Raw genomic sequence first — 20,019 nt, forward strand, 5'->3', positions numbered from 1 at the left:
GCGAACCGCCGTATTTGGGGAAGCGATGGGGAGACGCAATGGACGCCGCACAGCAGGAAGCTACCGCAAGAGCCCGGGAGCTCCAGCGAAACTGGTACGGAGAGCCACTGGGGGCGCTCTTCCGTCGCCTCATCGATGATCTGGGCCTCAACCAGGCCAGGCTCGCGGGGGTTCTCGGTCTGTCCGCGCCCATGCTCTCCCAGCTGATGAGCGGTCAGCGCGCGAAGATAGGTAATCCGGCCGTCGTCCAGCGTGTCCAGCTGCTCCAGGACCTGGCGGGTCAGGTCGCCGACGGAAGCGTCAGCGCCGCCGAGGCCACCGAGCGTATGGACGAGATCAAGAAGTCACAGGGGGGCTCGGTGCTCACCAACACCGCGCAGACAACAACCAGTTCGGGCGCACCCACGGTCAAGCGCGTGGTCCGCGAGATCCAGTCGCTGCTGCGCTCCGTCTCCGCGGCCGGGGACATCATCGATGCGGCGGACACCCTCGCCCCGAGCCACCCGGAACTGGCAGAGTTCCTCCGGGTCTACGGCGCCGGGCGCACCTCCGACGCCGTAACCCACTATCAGGCGCACCAGAGCTGATCCCGGCCGAACGGTAGCGATATCGGGCCGGCCGCGAGTCCCGCGGCCGGTCCTGGGCCGCGGGACCATCCGAGAGGCCGACGCGTCGTGACGGCCGAGGGGGGAGCGACGCACCACGATGGGTGAGGTCTTCGCCGGACGCTACGAACTGGCCGACCCGATCGGTCGCGGGGGAGCAGGCGCCGTATGGCGCGCCTGGGACCACCGGCGCCGCCGATATGTGGCCGCCAAGGTCCTGCTGCAGAGCGATGCCCACACCCTGCTGCGCTTCGTGCGCGAACAGGCACTGCGGATCGACCACCCCCACGTCCTCGCCCCGGCCAGCTGGGCCGCGGACGACGACAAGGTCCTGTTCACCATGGACCTCGTCGCCGGCGGCTCGCTGGCGCATCTGATCGGTGACTACGGGCCTCTGCCACCGTCCTTCGTGTGTCTCCTCCTGGATCAGCTCCTCGCCGGCCTCACCGCGGTGCACGCGGAGGGCGTCGTGCACCGCGACATCAAGCCCGCCAACATCCTCCTGGAGGCGACCGGCACCGCCCGGCCTCATCTGCGCCTCTCGGACTTCGGCATCGCGATGCGCAAGGGCGAGCCCCGGCTCACCGAGACCGACTATGTGGTGGGTACGCCCGGCTACTTCGCCCCCGAACAGGCGATGGGCGGTGAGCCGGACTTCCCCGCAGACCTGTTCGCCGTCGGTCTCGTCGCCCTGTATCTGCTCCAGGGCGCCCGGCCGGACTCCAGGGCACTGATCGAGCACTTCACCGATCACGGCACCCCTGGCGCGCCCCAGGGGATTCCCGGCCCTCTGTGGACCGTTGTGGCCGGTCTGCTGCAGCCTGATCCGGAAGCGCGCTTCCGTACCGCGACAGGCGCCCGCAAGGCCCTCCTGGCGGCCTCCGAGCTGCTTCCCGAGCCCGGACCCGACGACGAACTGGTCGAGGTCTTCGACCAACTCGGCGCGCTCCCACCAGGGTTCGCCCCGACCGGCCCGACCACGACCTCCCGCGCGGTCGCCCCCGGCCTCGTACACGACCGGAGCCAGGACCATGGCTCGGCCGGCCGTACGACAGGCCGTTCCACGACGCGGAAGCCCGCTCCGGAAGAGTCCCTGCCGGCGCTCCCACCGGAGCCCCCGACACCAGCGCCACCGCCACCGCTGTACGCCCCCGCGGTGCCGGACGTCCCACGGGCGGACTCGTCCGTCCAAGACCCCGCCACCGCCGTGCCCCAGGGGCCAGAGCCCTTCGCACCACAGACCGGCCCGCGCGGGCCCAGCGTCACGCCCGGGCCCACCCCGTCCGGACCCGTCCCACCCGGGACCATCCGGTCGGCAACCGGCAGACCTGGGTCCCGCACGTCGGGAACGGTCACGCCCGGCACCAGCATGTCCGAGACCGGCAGCTTCCACCTGCCGCCGCCTCCCCCTGCGCAGCCACCCACACAGCCACGCGTGCAGCCCTCCGCACAGCCATTCGCGCAGATCTCTCCCGAGCGGCAGCCAATCACCCCCAACACGGCGCCTCGCCACGCTCCCGAGTACACCGCCCAGCCGCACCCCCACCCCACGGCACCACACACCGCACCACAACCGACACCACAACCAACCCCACCAACCCGCCCGCACCCCCACGAGCCCTCCCCCCACACTCCGGCCACGACCCCGGCCACGCAGCGCTCCTACGCCGCTCCAGCTCCCGCATCGGCGCCCCCTCAGCCGGCCTCTATCTCTACGTACACCGCCCAGAGCGTTCAGGTTCCACTCCTCGGCCACCCGGATCCCGGCGGCGCTTCCCAGAGCCCGACCCCTCATCGGCGGGTGCGGAAACGGCGGCCGGGACCGCCCGCGAAGGTGGCGATCCCGGTGCTGTTCGTTGCCTTGGTCAGTTTCGCGGTGGGCATCTGGGCGCTGACCCAGGCCTGAGAACCTCCGACTCGCCCCGCCTACCAGCCAGCAGACGCCCGCCGGCGAGCGACGTACGTCCATACGCCGAGCCCCAGCACCAGCACGGAGCCCGTGCCGATCCCGGCGATCCCGACAACCGTCATGCGGTTCACCCGACCTGACCCGCCCTGCGCCGCCTGCCCGCCGCCCTGCCCACCCGTCGAGGGCAACGATGAGTCCCCGCCCTGCGCGGCCCCACTCTCAGCGGCGGCCCGGTCCGCGTCAGTGACCTGGAACGCCCCCGGATCCCGCACATACGCGGGCGCCGAAGCCGCGTCCCCCTGGACCGTCAGACGGAGCGTCAGCCCGGACTCCTTGTTCCCGAAGGTCCCCTTCATCTCCGGCGTGAGGGAGAGCTTCAGGTAGTACCAGCCGGCGAACCGCACGCCCGCTTCGTCCGCGCGCGACAGATAGCGGTTCTCGTAGGCGACCGGAGGCAGGGAGTCCAGTGCCGCCACGGAGGGCTCCCCTCCGTACGAGGCGTCCTTCGAAGTGACCTGCGTCCGCGCCGGGTTGTACAGCGCCACGCTGAGGGCGCTCGGCACAAAGCCCGTACGGTGCGCGTCCCCCGCCGAGGTGCCCAGCTCGGCCTCGGTGAAGAGCTGCTGTCCCCAGTCCAGCGGCACCCGGTAGAAGAGCGTCTGACCTGGGCGGATCCGGTCCTTCCACACGCCTTGCCGCAAGCTCTGCGCGTCGTTGAAGCCCGTGCCGCCCCGGCGTTCGGAAGGGATTCCGGCGGGCGGCCGCGGCGAAGCCGACGGCCAGGCCCCGGGCCCGGTGGTGGCGGACGGCGACTTGAGCGCGGGCTCCGAAGAGACACTCAGCTCCAGGTCCCAGCGCTCCCGCGTGGAGTCAGGCGCGGTCTTGCGCGCGACGACCACGTAATACGTGCCCGCATCCTGGCAGCGCCCGCCGCCCTCCCGGACGACCCGCTCCGCGGTGGCGGCTATCGGCCTCGGGTACTCGGCGGAGCGGAACGCCGCGACCTCGGAGTCACAGCGATTGCCCTGTCGATCCTGCAGGGTCACGGAAATGCTGTCGTTGAACGCCACCTTCACGTCCGCCCCGACCTTCGGCACCGCCACCGCCGAGACATACGTATCGGAGGATCCATCCAGGTCGACGCGGTAGTAACGCGTGCCGGCCGCCCCCTTCGCCCCCGACCCAATGCCGAGCCCGGTGCCCTTCACCCCCGCCTCGATGGAGCTCCGATAGATCTCCCCGGCCTTGAGCTCCGCCGCATCCGTACTGGTCACCGCACCCTGGACGGTCCTTGCGCCTTGTGCGAAGACATACGGAGCCGAGTCCGCAGCCGCCGCGGTCCCGGGCAGCGCAACCACCGCGACCGGCACGGCCACCGCGCATATCGCTGCCGCGAACGCCGACACCGGCCGTCCCCGCCCGCACAGCACCACGCGCCGCCCTCCGCGCCGACTCATCACGCGCCCCTTCGTCGCCCCGCCATCGCCATCGCTCAATCGCCGGGCATACCATCCTGCCGCCAGGGCCCCATACGCCCCACAGGCATTCGCCAAAGCAAGCAAATGATTTATGTAAGCAAATGGGAAGCCCGGGGCGACCTCACGCCCAACCTCACCCCGGACAGCACAAAGCCCCGACCGCGCATGCGATCGGGGCCCTGAAGAGACTGTCGTCGATACTCACGAACCCGTGGGTACGGAGTCAGTCGCCTCCGTCCACAGATCCTGCTCGGCGCGATCCGCCTGGATCTGGCGGTACACGAGGAGCCCGCCGATGGCGGCCAGTGCGACCAGGAGAAGCTTCTTCACCGCGCGACCTCGTCTTTCTTTGACGTAAGGGACCTCTGGCGCCCGACTATACACACCGGCCGATACCGATCAGTGACCTGCACCCGGGCCCAACTCCCGCACCCCGTCGACCAGTCGAACCGGATCACGGAGCTCCGATCACACTTCGCAGAACGTGACATTCCGTGTGATTGACGGCCTTACGGTGCGATTGCGCCCATCCGAGTGGTGTTCATCTGAACATCGACGCGCCACGGGCGTCGGTCCCCCACTGGAGAGCCCACATACACATCATGAGGAAAGTACGCAAATCGCCCAACCCGAAAGTGAGGGATCATGGCCGGCAACAAGGTCATCAAGCTGTGGACCGTCCTCATCACCGCCTTCCTCGCGGTACTGACCGCGATGGGTCTCACCTCCCCGGCCGCCGCGGCCACGCCCGTACAGCAGACGGAGGGCACCCGCAACACGGCGGTGAGCACCCCCGCCGCTACCGCCGTCCGAGCCCCCTGGGCCTTCAAACGGTCCCTGCCTCCCACAATGAAGCAGCGCATCCGCGCCGAGGCCCACGGTTCCTCCCCCAGCTGCCGCCACCGCCCGCCGGTCGACACGGAGTCCGGGAACGAGTTCGAAGACACCGCGGCAGGAATCAGCACCCTCCACTCGCAGCCGTAGCAACAGCGGTACGTGAAGACGAAGCTCCACCAGCAGTAACAGCAGCAGTAACAGCAGCAGTAACAGCAGCAGCAGCGAAAGCGGCAACGGCAAGAAAGCCGGCCCTGGAGAACCGCACCAGACCCTTCGCAGCAGACCCATCGCAGCAAAAGCTCCACCGCAAGAACAGCCGGTGAGGAAGACCGACAGGTACCACTGGCAGGCACCACCGCAGAGAACGTCCGGCAGCACGGTCATCGGCCCAAGCCGACAGCGCCGCTCAGCAGCCGGTACGAGCACGAGCACCACAGACCGACGCACTACCCGCACCACGGCCACAGCAGCGCGGCACCGCAGAACCTCGGCGGCGGCACCAGGCAGCGCTTCACCAGCGCAGCCACGCCCCGAACCTGCCCGCCGCACTCCAGATCCAGATCCAGACGGCACCAAACGGCAGGCAAGCGCCCACCGCGACACAGCGCCATCGATGCACCGCGCTCCCGCGCCCTCGACCTTTCACGACCCCGGCCACCACAGGCTGAGGGTCTTCTCGGCGTGTGCCCCCGGACTACGGCCCCGCCCCGCCGCCTTGAGACGCCGAGTCCGGCCATTGAGGACGTGCCCGTGCGCTGACCCGAGCACGAGGCCGCCGCCCTCGATGACACCCTCGGTGTCCAGCCTGGGCACCCTCGCACTGCCCGGCGTGCGCACCACGGGTCAGGTGCTGCTGCTCACCACACCGGGGGGACCCGCGTCAGCCTCGTACGCGGCGAGCAGATCGAACCGGCCGCCACCGCCCAGAGCTGTCGGGCATCGACATCACCGCCGCCGACGGCCAGTCCGTCACCCGCCGCGCCGAGTAGTGACCGTCAGCAAGTCAACAAGCACGCCAAAACGAAGAGAGGGCCTCTCCCACCAGGGGAGAGGCCCTCTCTTCATGTACTGCTTCTGTGGGGCTAACAGGATTTGAACCTGTGGCCTCATCCTTATCAGGGATGCGCTCTAACCAACTGAGCTATAGCCCCGCCGCGCTTTGCGGTGTGTGTCCCGCGCGCTGACCTCTGAAGATTAGCGCACGACCCGGCCAGTCCCAAAATCGATAGCTGGGACCCCGCCCCACCGGCCAAAAGGCCTGTGGAGCGCACCCCGTCAGGGAATGCGCTCCACATGAGTCACGGCGACCGAAGCGGCTGCCGCTCGGCTGCTACTCGTCCTCGGCGAGGGTCAGCTCGACTCCGCCCACGAGGCCCGCGGAGAGGTTGTAGATGAAAGCGCCGAGCGTGGCCAGCGCCGTCGCGAGGACGACGTCGATGACCGCGATGATCGACGTGAAGATCAGGACGCGCGGCAGCGACAGGAACGACTGAAGGTCGAAGCCATTGGACTCGTTCGAGCCCGTGGCCTCGGAGATCGTGCCGCCGACGGTCGAGAAGACGCCCATGGCATCCATGACCATCCACAGCACCGCGGCCGCGACGATGGTGCAGATACCGAGCGCGATGGAGAGCAGGAAGCTGACCTTCATCACCGACCACGGATCGGCCTTGGCGACCCTCAGGCGCGCCTTGCGCGTACGAGGCGTCGTGCGGGCCCCCGTGCGCGGCCTGCGGACCGCTCCGGCCGGCGGAGCCGCCTGGTAGGCCTGCGGCGGGTGGTACGGCTGCGAGGACTGCGGGGGCTGCTGGCGCTCCCCGGGCAGCGCCCCGTCCGTGCCGGCCGCGTACTGCTGCGCCTGCGGACCTCGGGTGTCCGTCACAGTTCCCCCCTGGGATCCATGAGACTCGTGCGAGTCGTTCGAGTCAGTGGCGGGGCCACGGCCGCCGTCCGTTTCCGTACCGGTCGATCCGGCGCCCGTGGCTCCGCTCACGATGACTCACTCCTCGCGTTACTCGGCCGTGGACTCCGTGCCCTCGTCCGTTTCGACAGCCGTCTCGACCTCGACGGACTCGTCGACGATGACGTCACCGTCGACCTCCTCCGCCTCGCGACCGGCCTCGGCGTTACGAGCGATACCGACCACGGCATCGCGCTTGCCCAGGTTGATCAGTTGGACGCCCATGGTGTCACGGCCCGTCTCCCTGACCTCGTTGACTCGCGTACGAATCACACCGCCGGACAGCGTGATGGCGAGGATCTCGTCGGTCTCCTCGGTCACCAGCGCGCCGACGAGCGATCCGCGGTCCTCCACGATCTTGGCGGCCTTGATACCGAGGCCGCCGCGACCCTGGACGCGGTACTCGTCGACGGCGGTCCGCTTCGCGTACCCGCCGTCGGTGGCAGTGAACACGAACGTACCCGGCCGGACGACATTCATCGAGAGCAGCTGGTCGCCCTCGCGGAAACTCATACCCTTCACACCGGATGTGGCACGGCCCATCGGGCGCAGCGCGTCGTCCGTTGCAGTGAAGCGGATGGACTGCGCCTTCTTGCTGATGAGCAGCAGGTCGTCCTCGGCGGAGACCAGCTCGGCGCCGATCAGCTCGTCGTCGGAGCCGTCCTCCGTCTCGCGGAGGTTGATGGCGATGACGCCGCCCGAGCGGGGCGAGTCGTAGTCCTTGAGGGGGGTCTTCTTTACGAGGCCGCCCTTTGTGGCGAGGACCAGGTAGGGGGCCGCCTCGTAGTCGCGGATCGCGAGGATCTCGGCGATCGCCTCGTCCGGCTGGAAGGCCAGCAGGTTGGCCACGTGCTGGCCGCGCGCTTCACGGCCGGCGTCCGGGAGCTCGTACGCCTTCGCGCGGTAGACGCGGCCCTTGTTCGTGAAGAACAGCAGCCAGTGGTGCGTCGTCGACACGAAGAAGTGGTCGACGATGTCGTCTTCCTTGAGCTTCGTGCCGCGTACGCCCTTGCCGCCGCGCTTCTGCGAGCGGTAGTCGACCGTCTTGGTGCGCTTGACGTAGCCGCCGCGCGTGATGGTGACGACGATGTCCTCTTCGGCGATCAGGTCCTCAATTGACATGTCGCCGTCGAAGGGCACCAGCTTGGAGCGTCGGTCGTCGCCGAACTTCTCGACGATCGCCGCGAGTTCCTGGCTGATGATCTGACGCTGGCGCTCCGGCGAGGCCAGGATCGCGTTGTACTCGTTGATCTTGATCTGCAGTTCGTCGTGCTCGGCGACGATCTTCTGGCGCTCCAGGGCGGCCAGCCGGCGCAGCTGCATCTCGAGGATCGCGTTGGCCTGGATCTCGTCGATCTCCAGGAGGCCCATCAGGCCCTCGCGGGCGATCTCGACGGTGTCACTGCGCCGGATGAGCGCGATGACCTCGTCGATGGCGTCCAGGGCCTTCAGGAGGCCGCGCAGGATGTGGGCGCGCTCTTCGGCCTTGCGCAGGCGGAACTTCGTACGGCGGACGATGACCTCGACCTGGTGGCTCACCCAGTGACGGATGAAGGCGTCCAGGGAGAGGGTGCGCGGCACGCCGTCGACGAGCGCCAGCATGTTGGCGCCGAAGTTCGTCTGGAGGTCGGTGTGCTTGTAGAGGTTGTTCAGCACGACCTTGGCGACGGCGTCGCGCTTCAGGACGATGACGAGGCGCTGGCCGGTCCGCGACGAGGTCTCGTCGCGGACGTCGGCGATGCCGCCGACGCGGCCGTCCTTCACCAGGTCGGCGATCTTCTGCGCGAGGTTGTCCGGGTTGACCTGGTACGGGAGCTCGGTGACCACCAGGCACTGGCGGTTCTGGATCTCCTCGACCTCGACGACCGCGCGCATCGTGATGGAGCCACGGCCCGTGCGGTACGCCTCCTCGATGCCCTTGCGGCCCACGACCAGGGCGCCGGTCGGGAAGTCCGGGCCCTTGATGCGCTCGATGAGCGCGTCCAGGAGCTCCTCGTGCGTGGCCTCCGGGTTCTCCAGGTACCACTGGGCGCCGGAGGCGACCTCGCGCAGGTTGTGCGGCGGGATGTTGGTGGCCATGCCGACCGCGATGCCCGCGGAGCCGTTGATCAGCAGGTTCGGGAAGCGGGCCGGCAGGACGGTCGGCTCCTGGGAGCGGCCGTCGTAGTTGTCCGTGAAGTCGACGGTCTCCTCGTCGATGTCACGGACCATCTCCATGGACAGCGGCGCCATCTTGCACTCGGTGTAGCGCATGGCGGCGGCGGGGTCGTTGCCCGGGGAGCCGAAGTTTCCGTTCGAGTCCACCAGCGGCATACGCATCGACCACGGCTGGGCCAGGCGGACCAGGGCGTCGTAGATCGAGGAGTCGCCGTGCGGGTGGTAGTTGCCCATGACGTCGCCGACGACGCGGGCGCACTTGTAGAAGCCCTTCTCGGGCCGGTAGCCGCCGTCGTACATCGCGTACAGGACGCGGCGGTGGACGGGCTTGAGGCCGTCCCGGACGTCGGGCAGGGCGCGCGACACGATGACGGACATCGCGTAGTCGAGGTACGAGCGCTGCATCTCGGTCTCGAGCCCGACGGGCTCGATGCGCTGGGCGCCCTCCTCGGGCACCGTTTCGACGCTGACGTTGATCTCGACGCCTTCTTCAGGCGTGGGGGGAGTGTTCTCGTCGGTCATTGCTGGTGAAGATCCTTTCTGATGCGGTCAGCTGAGACCGACTCAGATGTCGAGGAAGCGGACGTCCTTGGCGTTGCGCTGGATGAACGAGCGGCGTGCCTCGACGTCCTCGCCCATCAGGACGGAGAACAGGTCGTCCGCCTGGGCTGCGTCGTCGAGGGTGACCTGGCCGAGCACGCGGTGCTCGATGTCCATCGTGGTGATGCGCAGCTCCTCGGCGTTCATCTCGCCGAGACCCTTGAAGCGCTGGATCGAGTCCTCACGGATCCGCTTGCCCTGCTGGCGGCCGAGCTCCGTCAGGGCGTCGCGCTCACGGTCCGAGTACGCGTACTCGAAGTCCTCACGACCCCACTTGATCTTGTAGAGCGGCGGGCGCGAGAGGAACACGTAGCCGGCCTCGACGAGGGGCCGCAGGAAGCGGAACAGGAAGGTCAGCAGCAGGGTGTTGATGTGCTGACCGTCGACGTCGGCGTCCGCCATCAGAATGATCTTGTGATAGCGGAGCTTCTCGATGTCGAAGTCCTCGTGGACTCCGGTGCCGAAGGCGGAGATCAGCGCCTGGATCTCCTGGTTCTGCAGGATCTTGTCGATCCGCGCCTTCTCGACATTCAGGATCTTGCCTCGGATGGGCAGGATGGCCTGGTACTGCGGGTTACGGCCGGACTTGGCCGAGCCGCCGGCGGAGTCACCCTCGACGATGAAGATCTCGCACTTGGTGGGATCGTTCGACTGGCAGTCGGAGAGCTTGCCCGGCAGGGACGCCGACTCCAGCAGGCCCTTGCGGCGGGTGAGGTCGCGGGCCTTGCGGGCCGCCACGCGCGCGGTGGCAGCCTGGATGCCCTTGCGGATGATGTCCGCGGCCTCGACGGGGTTACGGTCCAGCCAGTCGTTCAGGTGCTCGTAGACCACCTTCTGGACGAAGGTCTTCACCTCGGTGTTGCCCAGCTTGGTCTTGGTCTGGCCCTCGAACTGCGGCTCGCTCAGCTTCACCGAGATGATCGCCGTCAGACCCTCGCGGATGTCGTCACCCGTGAGGTTGTCGTCCTTCTCGCGAAGCAGCTTCTTGTCGCGCGCGTACTTGTTGATCAGCGAGGTCAGCGCGGCGCGGAAGCCCTCTTCGTGGGTGCCGCCCTCGTGCGTGTGGATGATGTTGGCGAAGGAGTACACGCCCTCGGTGTAGCTGCTGTTCCACTGCATCGCGACCTCGAGGGACAGGAGCTTGTCCTTGTCCTCGGCCTCCAGGTCGATGACGGAGGGGTGCACCACGTCTCCCTTGCGGGAGTTGAGGTACTTCACGAAGTCGACGATGCCGCCCTCGTAGTGGTACTCGACGGCCTTGACCTCGGGCTTCTCGTCGGCGCCCGCCTCGTCCGCCCCGGCGACGGCCTTCGCCGACTCACGCTCGTCGGTGAGTTTGATCCTCAAACCCTTGTTGAGGAACGCCATCTCCTGGAAGCGCCGCGACAGCGTCTCGAAGGAGTACTCGGTGGTCTCGAAGATGTCCGGGTCGGCCCAGAAGGTGACCGACGTGCCGTGCTCGTCCGTGGCCTCGTGCTGCACGAGCGGGGCCGTGGGGACGCCCAGCTTGTAGTCCTGGGTCCAGCGGTGGCCGTCGGTCTTGACCTCGACGGCGACCTTCATGGACAGCGCGTTGACGACGGAGACGCCCACGCCGTGCAAACCGCCGGAGACCGCGTAGCCGCCGCCGCCGAACTTGCCGCCCGCGTGCAGCACGGTCAGCACGACCTCGAGGGCGGGCTTGCCCTCGGACGGGACGATGCCCACCGGGATGCCGCGGCCGTTGTCCACGACGCGCACACCACCGTCGTGCAGGATCGTCACGTCGATCGTGTCCGCGTGGCCCGCCAGCGCCTCGTCGACGGAGTTGTCGACGACCTCCTGCACCAGGTGGTGCAGGCCGCGCTCACCGGTCGAGCCGATGTACATGCCGGGCCGCTTGCGGACCGCGTCCAGACCCTCGAGGACTGTGATGGCGCTGGCGTCGTAGGCCGAGGTCACCTCGCCGGAGGACTGACTGGCCTCCGCCGGGGCCTGGCCGACGGCGTCGGCGGCAGTGGACGGGATGTTCTCGTTGGGGTTGCCGGAATCGGCCACGAAGCGCCCTTTCTGGCACAGCACAAGCCAAGCTCCCGGCGGTGGCCGGAGCGGCTGCGTCGTTCAGCGATAGTCAGCGTTGCTCGGTTGTCCCACAAGTGGGGCGGGATTAGCTCTCAGTCTACCGGTAGCGCCGACAGTGATGGGGGTTTGCCGGTACCTGAGTCCGCATGTGCCGCCCTGAACCGGCCTCTGCCGACTCCCCATATGCGTCCCGGGGCTCCAAGAGGCTCACAGCGGCACTCAGCGCTTCCGGGCGTCAACCGGGTGTCAACCCCCGGTCGGCAGCTCCCCCGACTCACCCGTAGGTGTCGCCGGGACCCTTGCTTCCTGGGGCGCGCAGGGGGCCGAAGCGGCGTGCGGGAGCGTTGGGCCCAAGGATCTTCAGAAGCCGTACGGTGCCGTGCCCGAGGTCCTCGTTGAGCCGCGCCACCAGCGTCGGAGCCAGGTAACGCAGCTGCATCGCCCAGGCCGTCGAGTCGCACTGGACGGTCAGGACACGCTCGTCCTCGTCGTACTTCAGGGGCTCGGAGTGCTTGGCGAGGTCCTCGCCCACGATCTCCGGCCAGCGGCCCATGACACCGCCGACAGCGGCCGGTGCCTCCCAGCCGCGCTCGGTGATCAGCCGGTTGATGGCCGCGCCGAACGCGACCGGGTCGCGGCCATCGGCGCGCGCCCCGGACCTCAGTCCGCCGCCTCGCCGGGCCTGCTTCTTCTGCTGGTCGGCCACTCCTCGCGCGCGTGCCTGCTCCTTCGCGGCGCGCAGGGCCACGCGCGCGAGGTCGACGCCGGACGGCTCGGGGGCCTTCTGGGGGGCGTCGCCGGATGTGTCCTCGGTCATACCCGCTCCACCGTTCCTTCGGACACCGCGTACCGCGTGCCCGCCAGGACGCCCGGCACATCGTCGTCCACCGCGGCCGTCACCAGGACCTGCTCGCCGGGGGCGACCAGCTCGGCGAGACGCTCCCTGCGCCGCGCGTCGAGCTCCGCGAAGACGTCGTCGAGCACGAGCACCGGCTCGTTCCCCTCGGCCCGCAGCAGGTCGTACGAGGCCAGGCGCAGAGCCAGCGCGTACGACCAGGACTCGCCGTGGCTGGCGTACCCCTTCGCAGGCAGCTGGCCGAGCTTGAGTATCAGGTCGTCGCGGTGCGGTCCGACGAGGGTGACGCCCCGCTCGATCTCCTGTTTGCGGGCCGCTTCGAGGGCGGCCATCAGCTGCTCGTAGAGCTCTTCGCGCGCGTGGCCGTCGATTTCGGGCGAGGACGGCTTGTAGTCGAGGGCGAGCGGGCCGCCGCCGGGCGCCAACTGCTCGTACGCCTTGTCGGCGAGCGGCTGGAGCGTGGCGATCAGGTCGAACCGCTGCGCGAGCAGCTCGGCGCCCACGCGCGCGAGGTGCTGGTCCCACACGTCGAGGGTCGACAGGTCCATTGACCGGCCGCCGTGCCTGCGGGCGAGCGCGGCCGACTTGAGGAGCGTGTTGCGCTGCTTGAGTACGCGGTCGTAGTCGGACCGCACGCCGGCCATGCGCGGGGAGCGGGCGGTGATCAGTTCGTCGAGGAAGCGGCGGCGCTCGCCGGGGTCGCCCTTGACGAGCGCGAGGTCCTCCGGCGCGAACAGGACCGTGCGCACGATGCCCAGCACGTCACGAGGTCTGACCTGCGAGGATCGGTTGATCCTGGCGCGGTTCGCCTTGCCCGGGTTGAGCTCGAGCTCGATGAGCTGCTGGCGCTCGCCCTGCCGGACCGCGGCCCGGATGACGGCGCGCTCGGCGCCCATGCGGACCAGCGGCGCGTCCGAGGAGACCCGGTGGCTGCCGAGGGTGGCGAGATAGCCGACCGCCTCGACGAGGTTGGTCTTGCCCTGCCCGTTCGGACCCACGAACGCGGTGACGCCCGGATCGAGAGGGACTTCGACCCGGGCGTACGAGCGGAAGTCGGCCAGCGACAGATGCGTCACGTGCATGGTCGTTCGCCGACCTCCCCCAAGGTGTGGAGCGGGTGTGGATGACTTCTTCGTGGAGCTTCGTGGAGCTTCGTGGACGAGGTGTGGGTTCGCTTTGTGGATTAGCTCTTCTCGACGGCGTGGCCGCCGAACTGGTTACGCAGGGCCGCGATCATCTTCATCTGCGGCGAGTCGTCCTGGCGCGACGCGAAGCGCGCGAAGAGGGAAGCGGTGATCGCGGGCAGCGGCACCGCGTTGTCGATGGCCGCCTCGACCGTCCAGCGGCCCTCTCCGGAGTCGGCGGCGAAGCCGCGCAGCTTGTCCAGGTGCTCGTCGTCGTCCAGCGCGTTGACCGCCAGGTCGAGCAGCCAGGAACGGATGACCGTGCCCTCCTGCCAGGAGCGGAAGACCTCACGCACGTCGGTGACGGAGTCGACCTTCTCCAGGAGCTCCCAGCCCTCGGCATAGGCCTGCATCATGGCGTACTCGATGCCGTTGTGAACCATCTTCGCGAAGTGGCCCGCACCGACCTTGCCCGCGTGGACGGCGCCGAATTCGCCCTCCGGCTTGAGGGCGTCGAAGATCGGCTGGACCTTGGCGACGTTCTCCTTGCTGCCGCCGTACATCAGCGCGTAGCCGTTCTCCAGGCCCCAGACGCCGCCGGAGACGCCGCAGTCGACGAAGCCGATGTCCTTGATGCCCAGCTCGACGGCGTGCTTCTCGTCGTCGGTCCAGCGCGAGTTACCGCCGTCCACCACGACGTCGCCGGGCGAGAGGAGGTCGGCGAGCTCGTCGACGGTGGCCTGGGTCGGGCCGCCGGCGGGCACCATCACCCACACCACACGCGGGGCCTTGAGCTTGCCCACAAGCTCCCCGAGGCTGTGGACATCCGCGAGGTCGGGATTGCGGTCGTATCCGATGACGGTGTGGCCGGCGCGGCGGATGCGCTCGCGCATGTTGCCGCCCATCTTGCCGAGACCGACGAGACCGAGCTCCATCAGGTGGTTCCTTAAGTTGCGACCGGGCGTGAGGTGGTGCGTGAGGCACTCCCGCACCTGTGTTCCGAGCCTAAGCCTGGGGGTACCACCCACGCCTTTCGGGCAGAGGGGGAGTTCACGCACACCTGTGGGCATAGCCGCTCAGGCGAACGCCCGGCGGCCATGCCCTGTGGAGCGTCAGCCCGACAGCCGCACCGGCATGATCAGGTACTTGTACGCGTCGTCCGCCTCGGCGTCCACGGCCGGCCTGCCGCTGAGCAGCGCCGGCTTCGTGGAGGTCGTGAAGGAGAGCTGGGCGACCGGGGAGTCGATCGCGCTCAGACCGTCCAGCAGGAACGTCGGGTTGAAGGCGATCGAGATGTCGTCGCCGTCGAGCTGGGCGTCGACCCTTTCCACAGCCTGTGCGTCGTCGCTGGAGCCGGCCTCCAGGATCAGCACGCCCTGCTCGAAGCTGAGCCGCACCGGGGTGTTGCGCTCGGCGACGAGGGCCACACGCTTGACGGCCTCCACGAAGGGGGCGGTCTCGATGACGGCCACGGAGTTGAACTCCGTCGGGAACAGGGTGCGGTACTTCGGCAGGTCGCCCTCGAGTAGACGCGTCGTCGTACGGCGGCCGGCGCCCTCGAAGCCGATGAGACCCTCACCGGCGCCGGAGCCCGACAGGGCCAGGGTGACCGTGTCACCGCTGGTGAGCGCCTTGGCGGTGTCCAGGAGCGTCTTGGCGGGCACCAGGGCGACCGCGGACGCCTCGGGGTCTTCCGGCTTCCACAGGAACTCGCGGACCGCGAAGCGGTAGCGGTCGGTGGACGCCAGAGTGACCGTGTCGCCCTCGATCTCGATGCGCACACCCGTGAGTACCGGCAGGGTGTCGTCACGGCCCGCGGCGATGGCCACCTGGGCCGCGGCGGAGGCGAAGACCTCACCGGGGACGGTGCCCGTCGCGGTCGGCATCTGCGGCAGCGCCGGGTACTCCTCCACAGGCAGGGTGTGGAGTGTGAATCGCGAGGAGCCACAGACCACGGTCGCTCGTACACCGTCTGTGGAAATCTCCACCGGACGGTTCGGCAGGGCACGGCAGATGTCTGCCAGGAGCCGGCCGGAGACGAGGACCGTGCCCTCTTCGTCGATCTCCGCGTCGACCGAGACCCGCGCCGAGACCTCGTAGTCGAAGCTCGACAGGCTCAGTGCGCCCTCCTCGGCCTTCAGGAGAAGGCCCGCGAGGACAGGCGCAGGCGGTCGGGCCGGGAGGCTGCGCGCCGCCCAGGCCACTGCCTCCGCGAGTACATCGCGTTCCACCCGGATCTTCACCGTAAGCCGCCTCCTGCTGTTGCTGGCTGCTCTCGCCCTGCGTTGGTCTTCGGTCTTCGTCGTGTGACTCGGTGTCGCTCAGCCGCCACATGGGAAGGACACCGGGGAACAGTCTGACGTACGGCGCTGACAGTCGTTGCCGCTCGGGGTCAAGTCGTGCCGACCCGCTGTCGGGCACCGGACCCCGAGTTGTGCACAGCCCCCACTTCAATCCTGATTCCCAGCTATCTCTAGTTGGGAGTAGTAGTAGGGGCTGTGGAAACCGTGGATAACTGCCTTTTCGCAGGTCAGAGTCGGTTTTTTGTCCACCGGGCCTGTGGGCGCGAGCGGTGGACAACCGGGGTTCTCTGTGGACGGGGAAAAGTTCTGCACACCCGATGCACAGGCCGGGGCCACTTCTCCCCAGGGCTGTCCCCAGCTTTTCCCCGGTTCCCCACAGCCCAATCACACGCCCTGATGTGACGCCTTTCACTCGGCACGGTGATTCCACGCGTTCTGTTGCCGAACAGTGGACAGCTGTGTGGAGAAGCCGCCCGCAGCTGTGCACAAGGGCCTCTGACCTGTGGGTCGACGGTGGACAACGAAACCCACACCCTGTGGAGGAAGATCTTGTCCACAGCCTGTGGAGATCTTTTGTCCACGAATCCACAGCCGTCTGACCTGGTCTGATGGTCATTCAGCGCGGGGCCCTGTGGACACAGTCTGGACAACTTGGCAGTCCCCAGGGTGTGGACGCAAGAAAGTCCGCACATCTGTGGAGAAGACCCGTAACCAGGGACCGGAATCGAACATCGCGTCCGGCCGCCCCGTCCCGCCGCAACGAAGAAGGGCGCCCCAGGAGTTGTCCCGGGGCGCCCTTCGACGTCGTACAGAGGGGTCTGAAGGCCGCTGTCAGCCGTTCTTGATGCGGTTGGTGAGCTCGGTGACCTGGTTGTAGATGGACCGCCGCTCGGCCATCAGCGCACGGATCTTGCGGTCCGCGTGCATGACGGTCGTGTGGTCGCGGCCGCCGAACTGCGCCCCGATCTTCGGCAGGGACAGGTCGGTGAGTTCACGGCACAGGTACATCGCGATCTGGCGTGCCGTCACCAGGACGCGGCTGCGCGACGATCCGCACAGGTCCTCCACCGTCAGGCCGAAGTAGTCGGCCGTCGCCGCCATGATCGCCGTCGCCGTGATCTCGGGGGCCGAGTCCTCGCCGCCGGGGATCAGGTCCTTGAGGACGATCTCCGTCAGACCGAGGTCCACCGGCTGCCGGTTCAGCGACGCGAAGGCCGTGACCCGGATCAGCGCCCCCTCCAGCTCGCGGATGTTGCGCGAGATGCGGGACGCGATGAACTCGAGGACCTCCGGCGGAGCATTCAGCTGCTCCTGCACCGCCTTCTTACGAAGGATGGCGATACGGGTCTCCAGCTCGGGCGGCTGGACGTCGGTGATCAGACCCCACTCGAAGCGGTTGCGCAGCCGGTCCTCCAGGGTCACCAGCTGCTTGGGCGGCCGGTCACTGGAGAGCACGATCTGCTTGTTCGCGTTGTGGAGCGTGTTGAAGGTGTGGAAGAACTCCTCCTGCGTCGACTCCTTGTCCGCGAGGAACTGGATGTCGTCGACAAGAAGGATGTCCATCTCGCGGTACCGCTTGCGGAAACTGTCGCCCTTGCCGTCGCGGATCGAGTTGATGAACTCGTTCGTGAACTCCTCCGAGCTCACGTAGCGCACGCGCGTACCCGGGTACAGACTGCGTGCGTAGTGCCCGATCGCGTGCAGCAGGTGGGTCTTGCCGAGCCCCGACTCTCCATAGATGAAGAGGGGGTTGTACGCCTTCGCCGGCGCCTCGGCGACGGCGACCGCGGCCGCGTGGGCGAAACGGTTCGAGGCACCGATGACGAAGGTGTCGAACAGGTACTTCGGGTTCAGTCGCGCGGTCGGCTCGCCGGGGCCCGTCGCGGGCGCGGGCTGCGCGGCGAGCGGTCCGGGGGCTCCACTGGGGACACCGCGTCCCGTGCGCCCGTCCTGCCCGGGGCGGCCCCCCATGGGACCGTCGTTGAGATCACGGCGCTCGTGCCGGCCGTGCCGCCCCTGACGGTCGGACATCTGCTGCTCGTACGACGACCGCTCGGACTGCTGCTCGTATCCGGAGCGCTCGACCTGCTGGTCGTAACCATTGCGGTCCGACTGCTGGTCGTATCCCGTCCGGTCCGGTTGCTGGTCGTAGGGCGACCGCTCCTGCTGCTCATAGGGAGAGCGTTCCTGCTGCTGTTCGTAAGGGGAGCGCTCGTTCTGCTGCTCGTAGGGGGAGCGTTCCTGCTGCCGGTAGTCGTGCTGCGGCTGCTGGGGCGGGTTCGCGTACGGGTCGCGCTCGGGGAAACCGAGCCGCGGCTGCTGCCAGCTGTACTCGTCCTGCGACCGCGGCCAGGCGCCCGGTTCCGGACGCTGATAGTCCGGGTACGCGGGGCGGGCGGTCGGGAGCTGGTCGGCGCGGGCGCCCTGGGACTGATCACCGCGGGGGCCCTGCGCATGGTCGTCAGAGCGGCGGCCGTACGGGTCGTACGGCTCGTGGGCCTGGTTCTGGCCCTGGTTCTGGGCCGGCGGCAGCTCGGGCTCTTCGTAGCGGTGCTGCGGTACGGGGGGTGCGGACGGGACGGGCTGTTCACCGACGGAGTCGTCGACCGTGATCGCGATCCGGATCGGGCGGCCGCACTCGCGGCTCAGCGTCTCGGCCACGACCGGCGCGAGCCGTCCCTCGAGTACGCCCTTCGCGAACTCGTTCGGAACGGCGAGCAGCGCGGTGTCGGCGACCAGCGCGAGAGGCTGGCAGCGCCGGATCCAGTGTTCGTCCTTCGTCTCGACGCCCTGCCCACGGCCCTCCCCGAGGAGCTGCTCCAGAACTCGTGGCCACACTGCGGCAAGATCGGCAGGTACGTCAGCCACAAGGCACGCTCTCTCGCAGGTCCCACGAAGGTGTGGTTCTGGGACGGGTCGGAAGAAAATCGGGGTGGTGCGGTGAGAAGGGAACGAATCGGAGTTCAGCCACGGTAGTCAGGGCAACCGGTGCGGTTCAAGTTGTTGTCCACAGGCTGTGCACAGTGTCCCTCACCCGATGCCGGTTTGACCGGATGGACTAGCCGCGCGTACCGTGACCAGGTCGAGTTGTCGATGGCTGCTGCCGCCTGCCTCCGATGGGCAAAGATCACGATCTGTGATTGTGAAGCGGTGCACTCGGTGCGTATACGCGAGCTTCTCGTGGGCGCACGGTGACAGCCAGGCGATGTCCCGCCACTACACGATCATTTCTGGAGCCCCCGAGTGAGCAAGCGCACCTTCCAGCCGAACAACCGTCGTCGCGCCAAGACCCACGGCTTCCGCCTGCGGATGCGTACCCGTGCCGGCCGCGCGATTCTCGCGAACCGCCGTGGCAAGGGTCGCGCCGAGCTGTCCGCCTGATCGCGTACAGGTCATGACGTGCTGCCTTCCGAGAATCGGCTGAGGCGGCGCGAAGACTTCGCGACCGCGGTACGCCGAGGACGTCGGGCCGGCCGCCCGCTCCTTGTCGTCCATCTACGTAGCGGTGCAACGGACCCGCACGCGCCTGGGGAGAGCGTTCCCCCGACGCGTGCGGGTTTCGTCGTCAGCAAGGCAGTCGGTGGAGCTGTCGTACGTACCGCGGTGAAGCGCAGGCTTCGCCACCTCATGCGCGACCGACTCGCACTTTTGTCCCCCGGTAGCCTGGTAGTCGTACGTGCGTTGCCCGGCTCGGGTGACGCCGACCATGCAGAGCTGGCCCGAGACCTGGACGCCGCCCTTCAGCGGCTGCTGGGAGGGGGCGCGCGATGAAATACCCGTTGCTTGCTTTGATCAAGCTCTACCAGTGGACCATCAGCCCTCTGCTGGGGCCTGTGTGCAAGTACTACCCGTCGTGTTCCCACTACGGCTTCACAGCGATCGACCGCCATGGTGCGATCAAGGGAACAGCTCTCACCGCCTGGCGCATCCTCCGGTGCAACCCGTGGTCGCTCGGCGGTGTCGACCACGTTCCGCCGCGCAAGCGTCCGCGGTGGCACGAAATGCTGCGTAACGCCTGGCGCGAACGCAAGGGCGGGCCTTCCGCCGCCGGCGCGCCTTCAGAGTGTGGCCACACCAGCCCCTCGAGCCCCGCCGCCGAGACCCCGTCCCATGCTCAAGGAGCTTGATT

At 68.4% G+C, this 20,019-nt stretch carries 16 protein-coding genes and 1 tRNA gene; 6 read left to right on the plus strand and 11 right to left on the minus strand.

Features of this window, described 5'->3' with window-relative positions; all coding sequences use genetic code 11:
• Positions 1 to 38: 38 nt before the first annotated feature.
• Both OG574_RS24270 and OG574_RS24275 read left to right on the plus strand, forming a co-directional pair.
• Entirely contained in the window at positions 39 to 587 is a 549-nt protein-coding gene (locus OG574_RS24270) for a helix-turn-helix domain-containing protein (protein WP_100597242.1), read from the plus strand.
• A gap of 118 nt (positions 588 to 705) precedes the next feature.
• A complete protein-coding gene (locus tag OG574_RS24275) occupies positions 706 to 2,511 on the plus strand; it encodes a serine/threonine-protein kinase (RefSeq protein WP_326774933.1) in 1,806 nt (601 codons plus the stop codon).
• 20 nt (positions 2,512 to 2,531) lie between these two features.
• Here OG574_RS24275 and OG574_RS24280 read toward each other — a convergent pair whose 3' ends face one another.
• Both OG574_RS24280 and OG574_RS24285 read right to left on the minus strand, forming a co-directional pair.
• Positions 2,532 to 3,971: a hypothetical protein gene (locus OG574_RS24280; protein ID WP_326774934.1), complete on the minus strand. Its 1,440-nt coding sequence runs from the start codon at positions 3,969 to 3,971 to the stop codon at positions 2,532 to 2,534.
• Between the two features lie 222 nt (positions 3,972 to 4,193).
• A complete protein-coding gene (locus tag OG574_RS24285; RefSeq protein ID WP_003999697.1) occupies positions 4,194 to 4,322 on the minus strand; it encodes a DLW-39 family protein in 129 nt (42 codons plus the stop codon).
• 315 nt (positions 4,323 to 4,637) lie between these two features.
• On the opposite strand from OG574_RS24285, the gene OG574_RS24290 reads away from it, so the two are divergent.
• The gene (locus OG574_RS24290; RefSeq protein WP_326774935.1) at positions 4,638 to 4,976 is read left to right on the plus strand and encodes a DUF6344 domain-containing protein; all 339 of its coding nucleotides are present in this window, start codon (positions 4,638 to 4,640) and stop codon (positions 4,974 to 4,976) included.
• A 930-nt stretch (positions 4,977 to 5,906) separates the two neighbouring features.
• Here the strand turns inward: OG574_RS24290 and OG574_RS24295 are convergent.
• The 9 genes from OG574_RS24295 to dnaA all read right to left on the minus strand — a co-directional run bounded on the left by OG574_RS24295 (position 5,907) and on the right by dnaA (position 18,758).
• A tRNA-Ile gene (locus tag OG574_RS24295) sits at positions 5,907 to 5,980 on the minus strand.
• A gap of 179 nt (positions 5,981 to 6,159) precedes the next feature.
• The gene (locus OG574_RS24300) at positions 6,160 to 6,822 is read right to left on the minus strand and encodes a DUF3566 domain-containing protein (protein WP_326774936.1); all 663 of its coding nucleotides are present in this window, start codon (positions 6,820 to 6,822) and stop codon (positions 6,160 to 6,162) included.
• A gap of 18 nt (positions 6,823 to 6,840) precedes the next feature.
• The gene (gene gyrA, locus OG574_RS24305) at positions 6,841 to 9,468 is read right to left on the minus strand and encodes a DNA gyrase subunit A (protein WP_326774937.1); all 2,628 of its coding nucleotides are present in this window, start codon (positions 9,466 to 9,468) and stop codon (positions 6,841 to 6,843) included.
• Positions 9,469 to 9,510: 42 nt separating this feature from the next.
• Positions 9,511 to 11,607: a DNA topoisomerase (ATP-hydrolyzing) subunit B gene (gyrB, locus tag OG574_RS24310; protein ID WP_326774938.1), complete on the minus strand. Its 2,097-nt coding sequence runs from the start codon at positions 11,605 to 11,607 to the stop codon at positions 9,511 to 9,513.
• A 274-nt stretch (positions 11,608 to 11,881) separates the two neighbouring features.
• A complete protein-coding gene (locus tag OG574_RS24315) occupies positions 11,882 to 12,424 on the minus strand; it encodes a DUF721 domain-containing protein (RefSeq protein WP_326774939.1) in 543 nt (180 codons plus the stop codon).
• Complete coding sequence (gene recF, locus OG574_RS24320; RefSeq protein WP_326774940.1) at positions 12,421 to 13,545, minus strand: DNA replication/repair protein RecF; 1,125 nt, start codon at positions 13,543 to 13,545, stop codon at positions 12,421 to 12,423. Before recF ends, OG574_RS24315 begins: the two co-directional genes overlap by 4 nt.
• 101 nt (positions 13,546 to 13,646) lie before the next feature.
• Entirely contained in the window at positions 13,647 to 14,522 is an 876-nt protein-coding gene (gnd, locus tag OG574_RS24325) for a phosphogluconate dehydrogenase (NAD(+)-dependent, decarboxylating) (RefSeq protein ID WP_100597233.1), read from the minus strand.
• A 177-nt stretch (positions 14,523 to 14,699) separates the two neighbouring features.
• Positions 14,700 to 15,830 (minus strand): DNA polymerase III subunit beta, encoded by a 1,131-nt coding sequence (gene dnaN / locus OG574_RS24330; RefSeq protein WP_116512073.1) that lies wholly within the window; start codon positions 15,828 to 15,830, stop codon positions 14,700 to 14,702.
• Between the two features lie 891 nt (positions 15,831 to 16,721).
• On the minus strand, positions 16,722 to 18,758 hold the full coding sequence (dnaA, locus tag OG574_RS24335) for a chromosomal replication initiator protein DnaA (protein WP_326774941.1): 2,037 nt from the start codon (positions 18,756 to 18,758) through the stop codon (positions 16,722 to 16,724).
• 375 nt (positions 18,759 to 19,133) lie between these two features.
• Here dnaA and rpmH point away from each other — a divergent pair, with 375 nt between their 5' ends.
• From rpmH to yidD, 3 genes are read left to right on the plus strand one after another with little or no spacing between them, the layout of a single operon-like run.
• A complete protein-coding gene (gene rpmH / locus OG574_RS24340; RefSeq protein ID WP_100597229.1) occupies positions 19,134 to 19,271 on the plus strand; it encodes a 50S ribosomal protein L34 in 138 nt (45 codons plus the stop codon).
• Between the two features lie 18 nt (positions 19,272 to 19,289).
• Positions 19,290 to 19,661, plus strand: coding sequence for a ribonuclease P protein component (gene rnpA, locus OG574_RS24345; RefSeq protein ID WP_100597228.1), 372 nt, complete (start codon positions 19,290 to 19,292; stop codon positions 19,659 to 19,661).
• Complete coding sequence (gene yidD, locus OG574_RS24350) at positions 19,658 to 20,017, plus strand: membrane protein insertion efficiency factor YidD (RefSeq protein WP_100597227.1); 360 nt, start codon at positions 19,658 to 19,660, stop codon at positions 20,015 to 20,017. Before rnpA ends, yidD begins: the two co-directional genes overlap by 4 nt.
• The last annotated feature ends 2 nt before the right edge of the window (positions 20,018 to 20,019 follow it).

The sequence above is a fragment of the Streptomyces sp. NBC_01445 genome, from assembly GCF_035918235.1.
GTDB lineage: Bacteria > Actinomycetota > Actinomycetes > Streptomycetales > Streptomycetaceae > Streptomyces.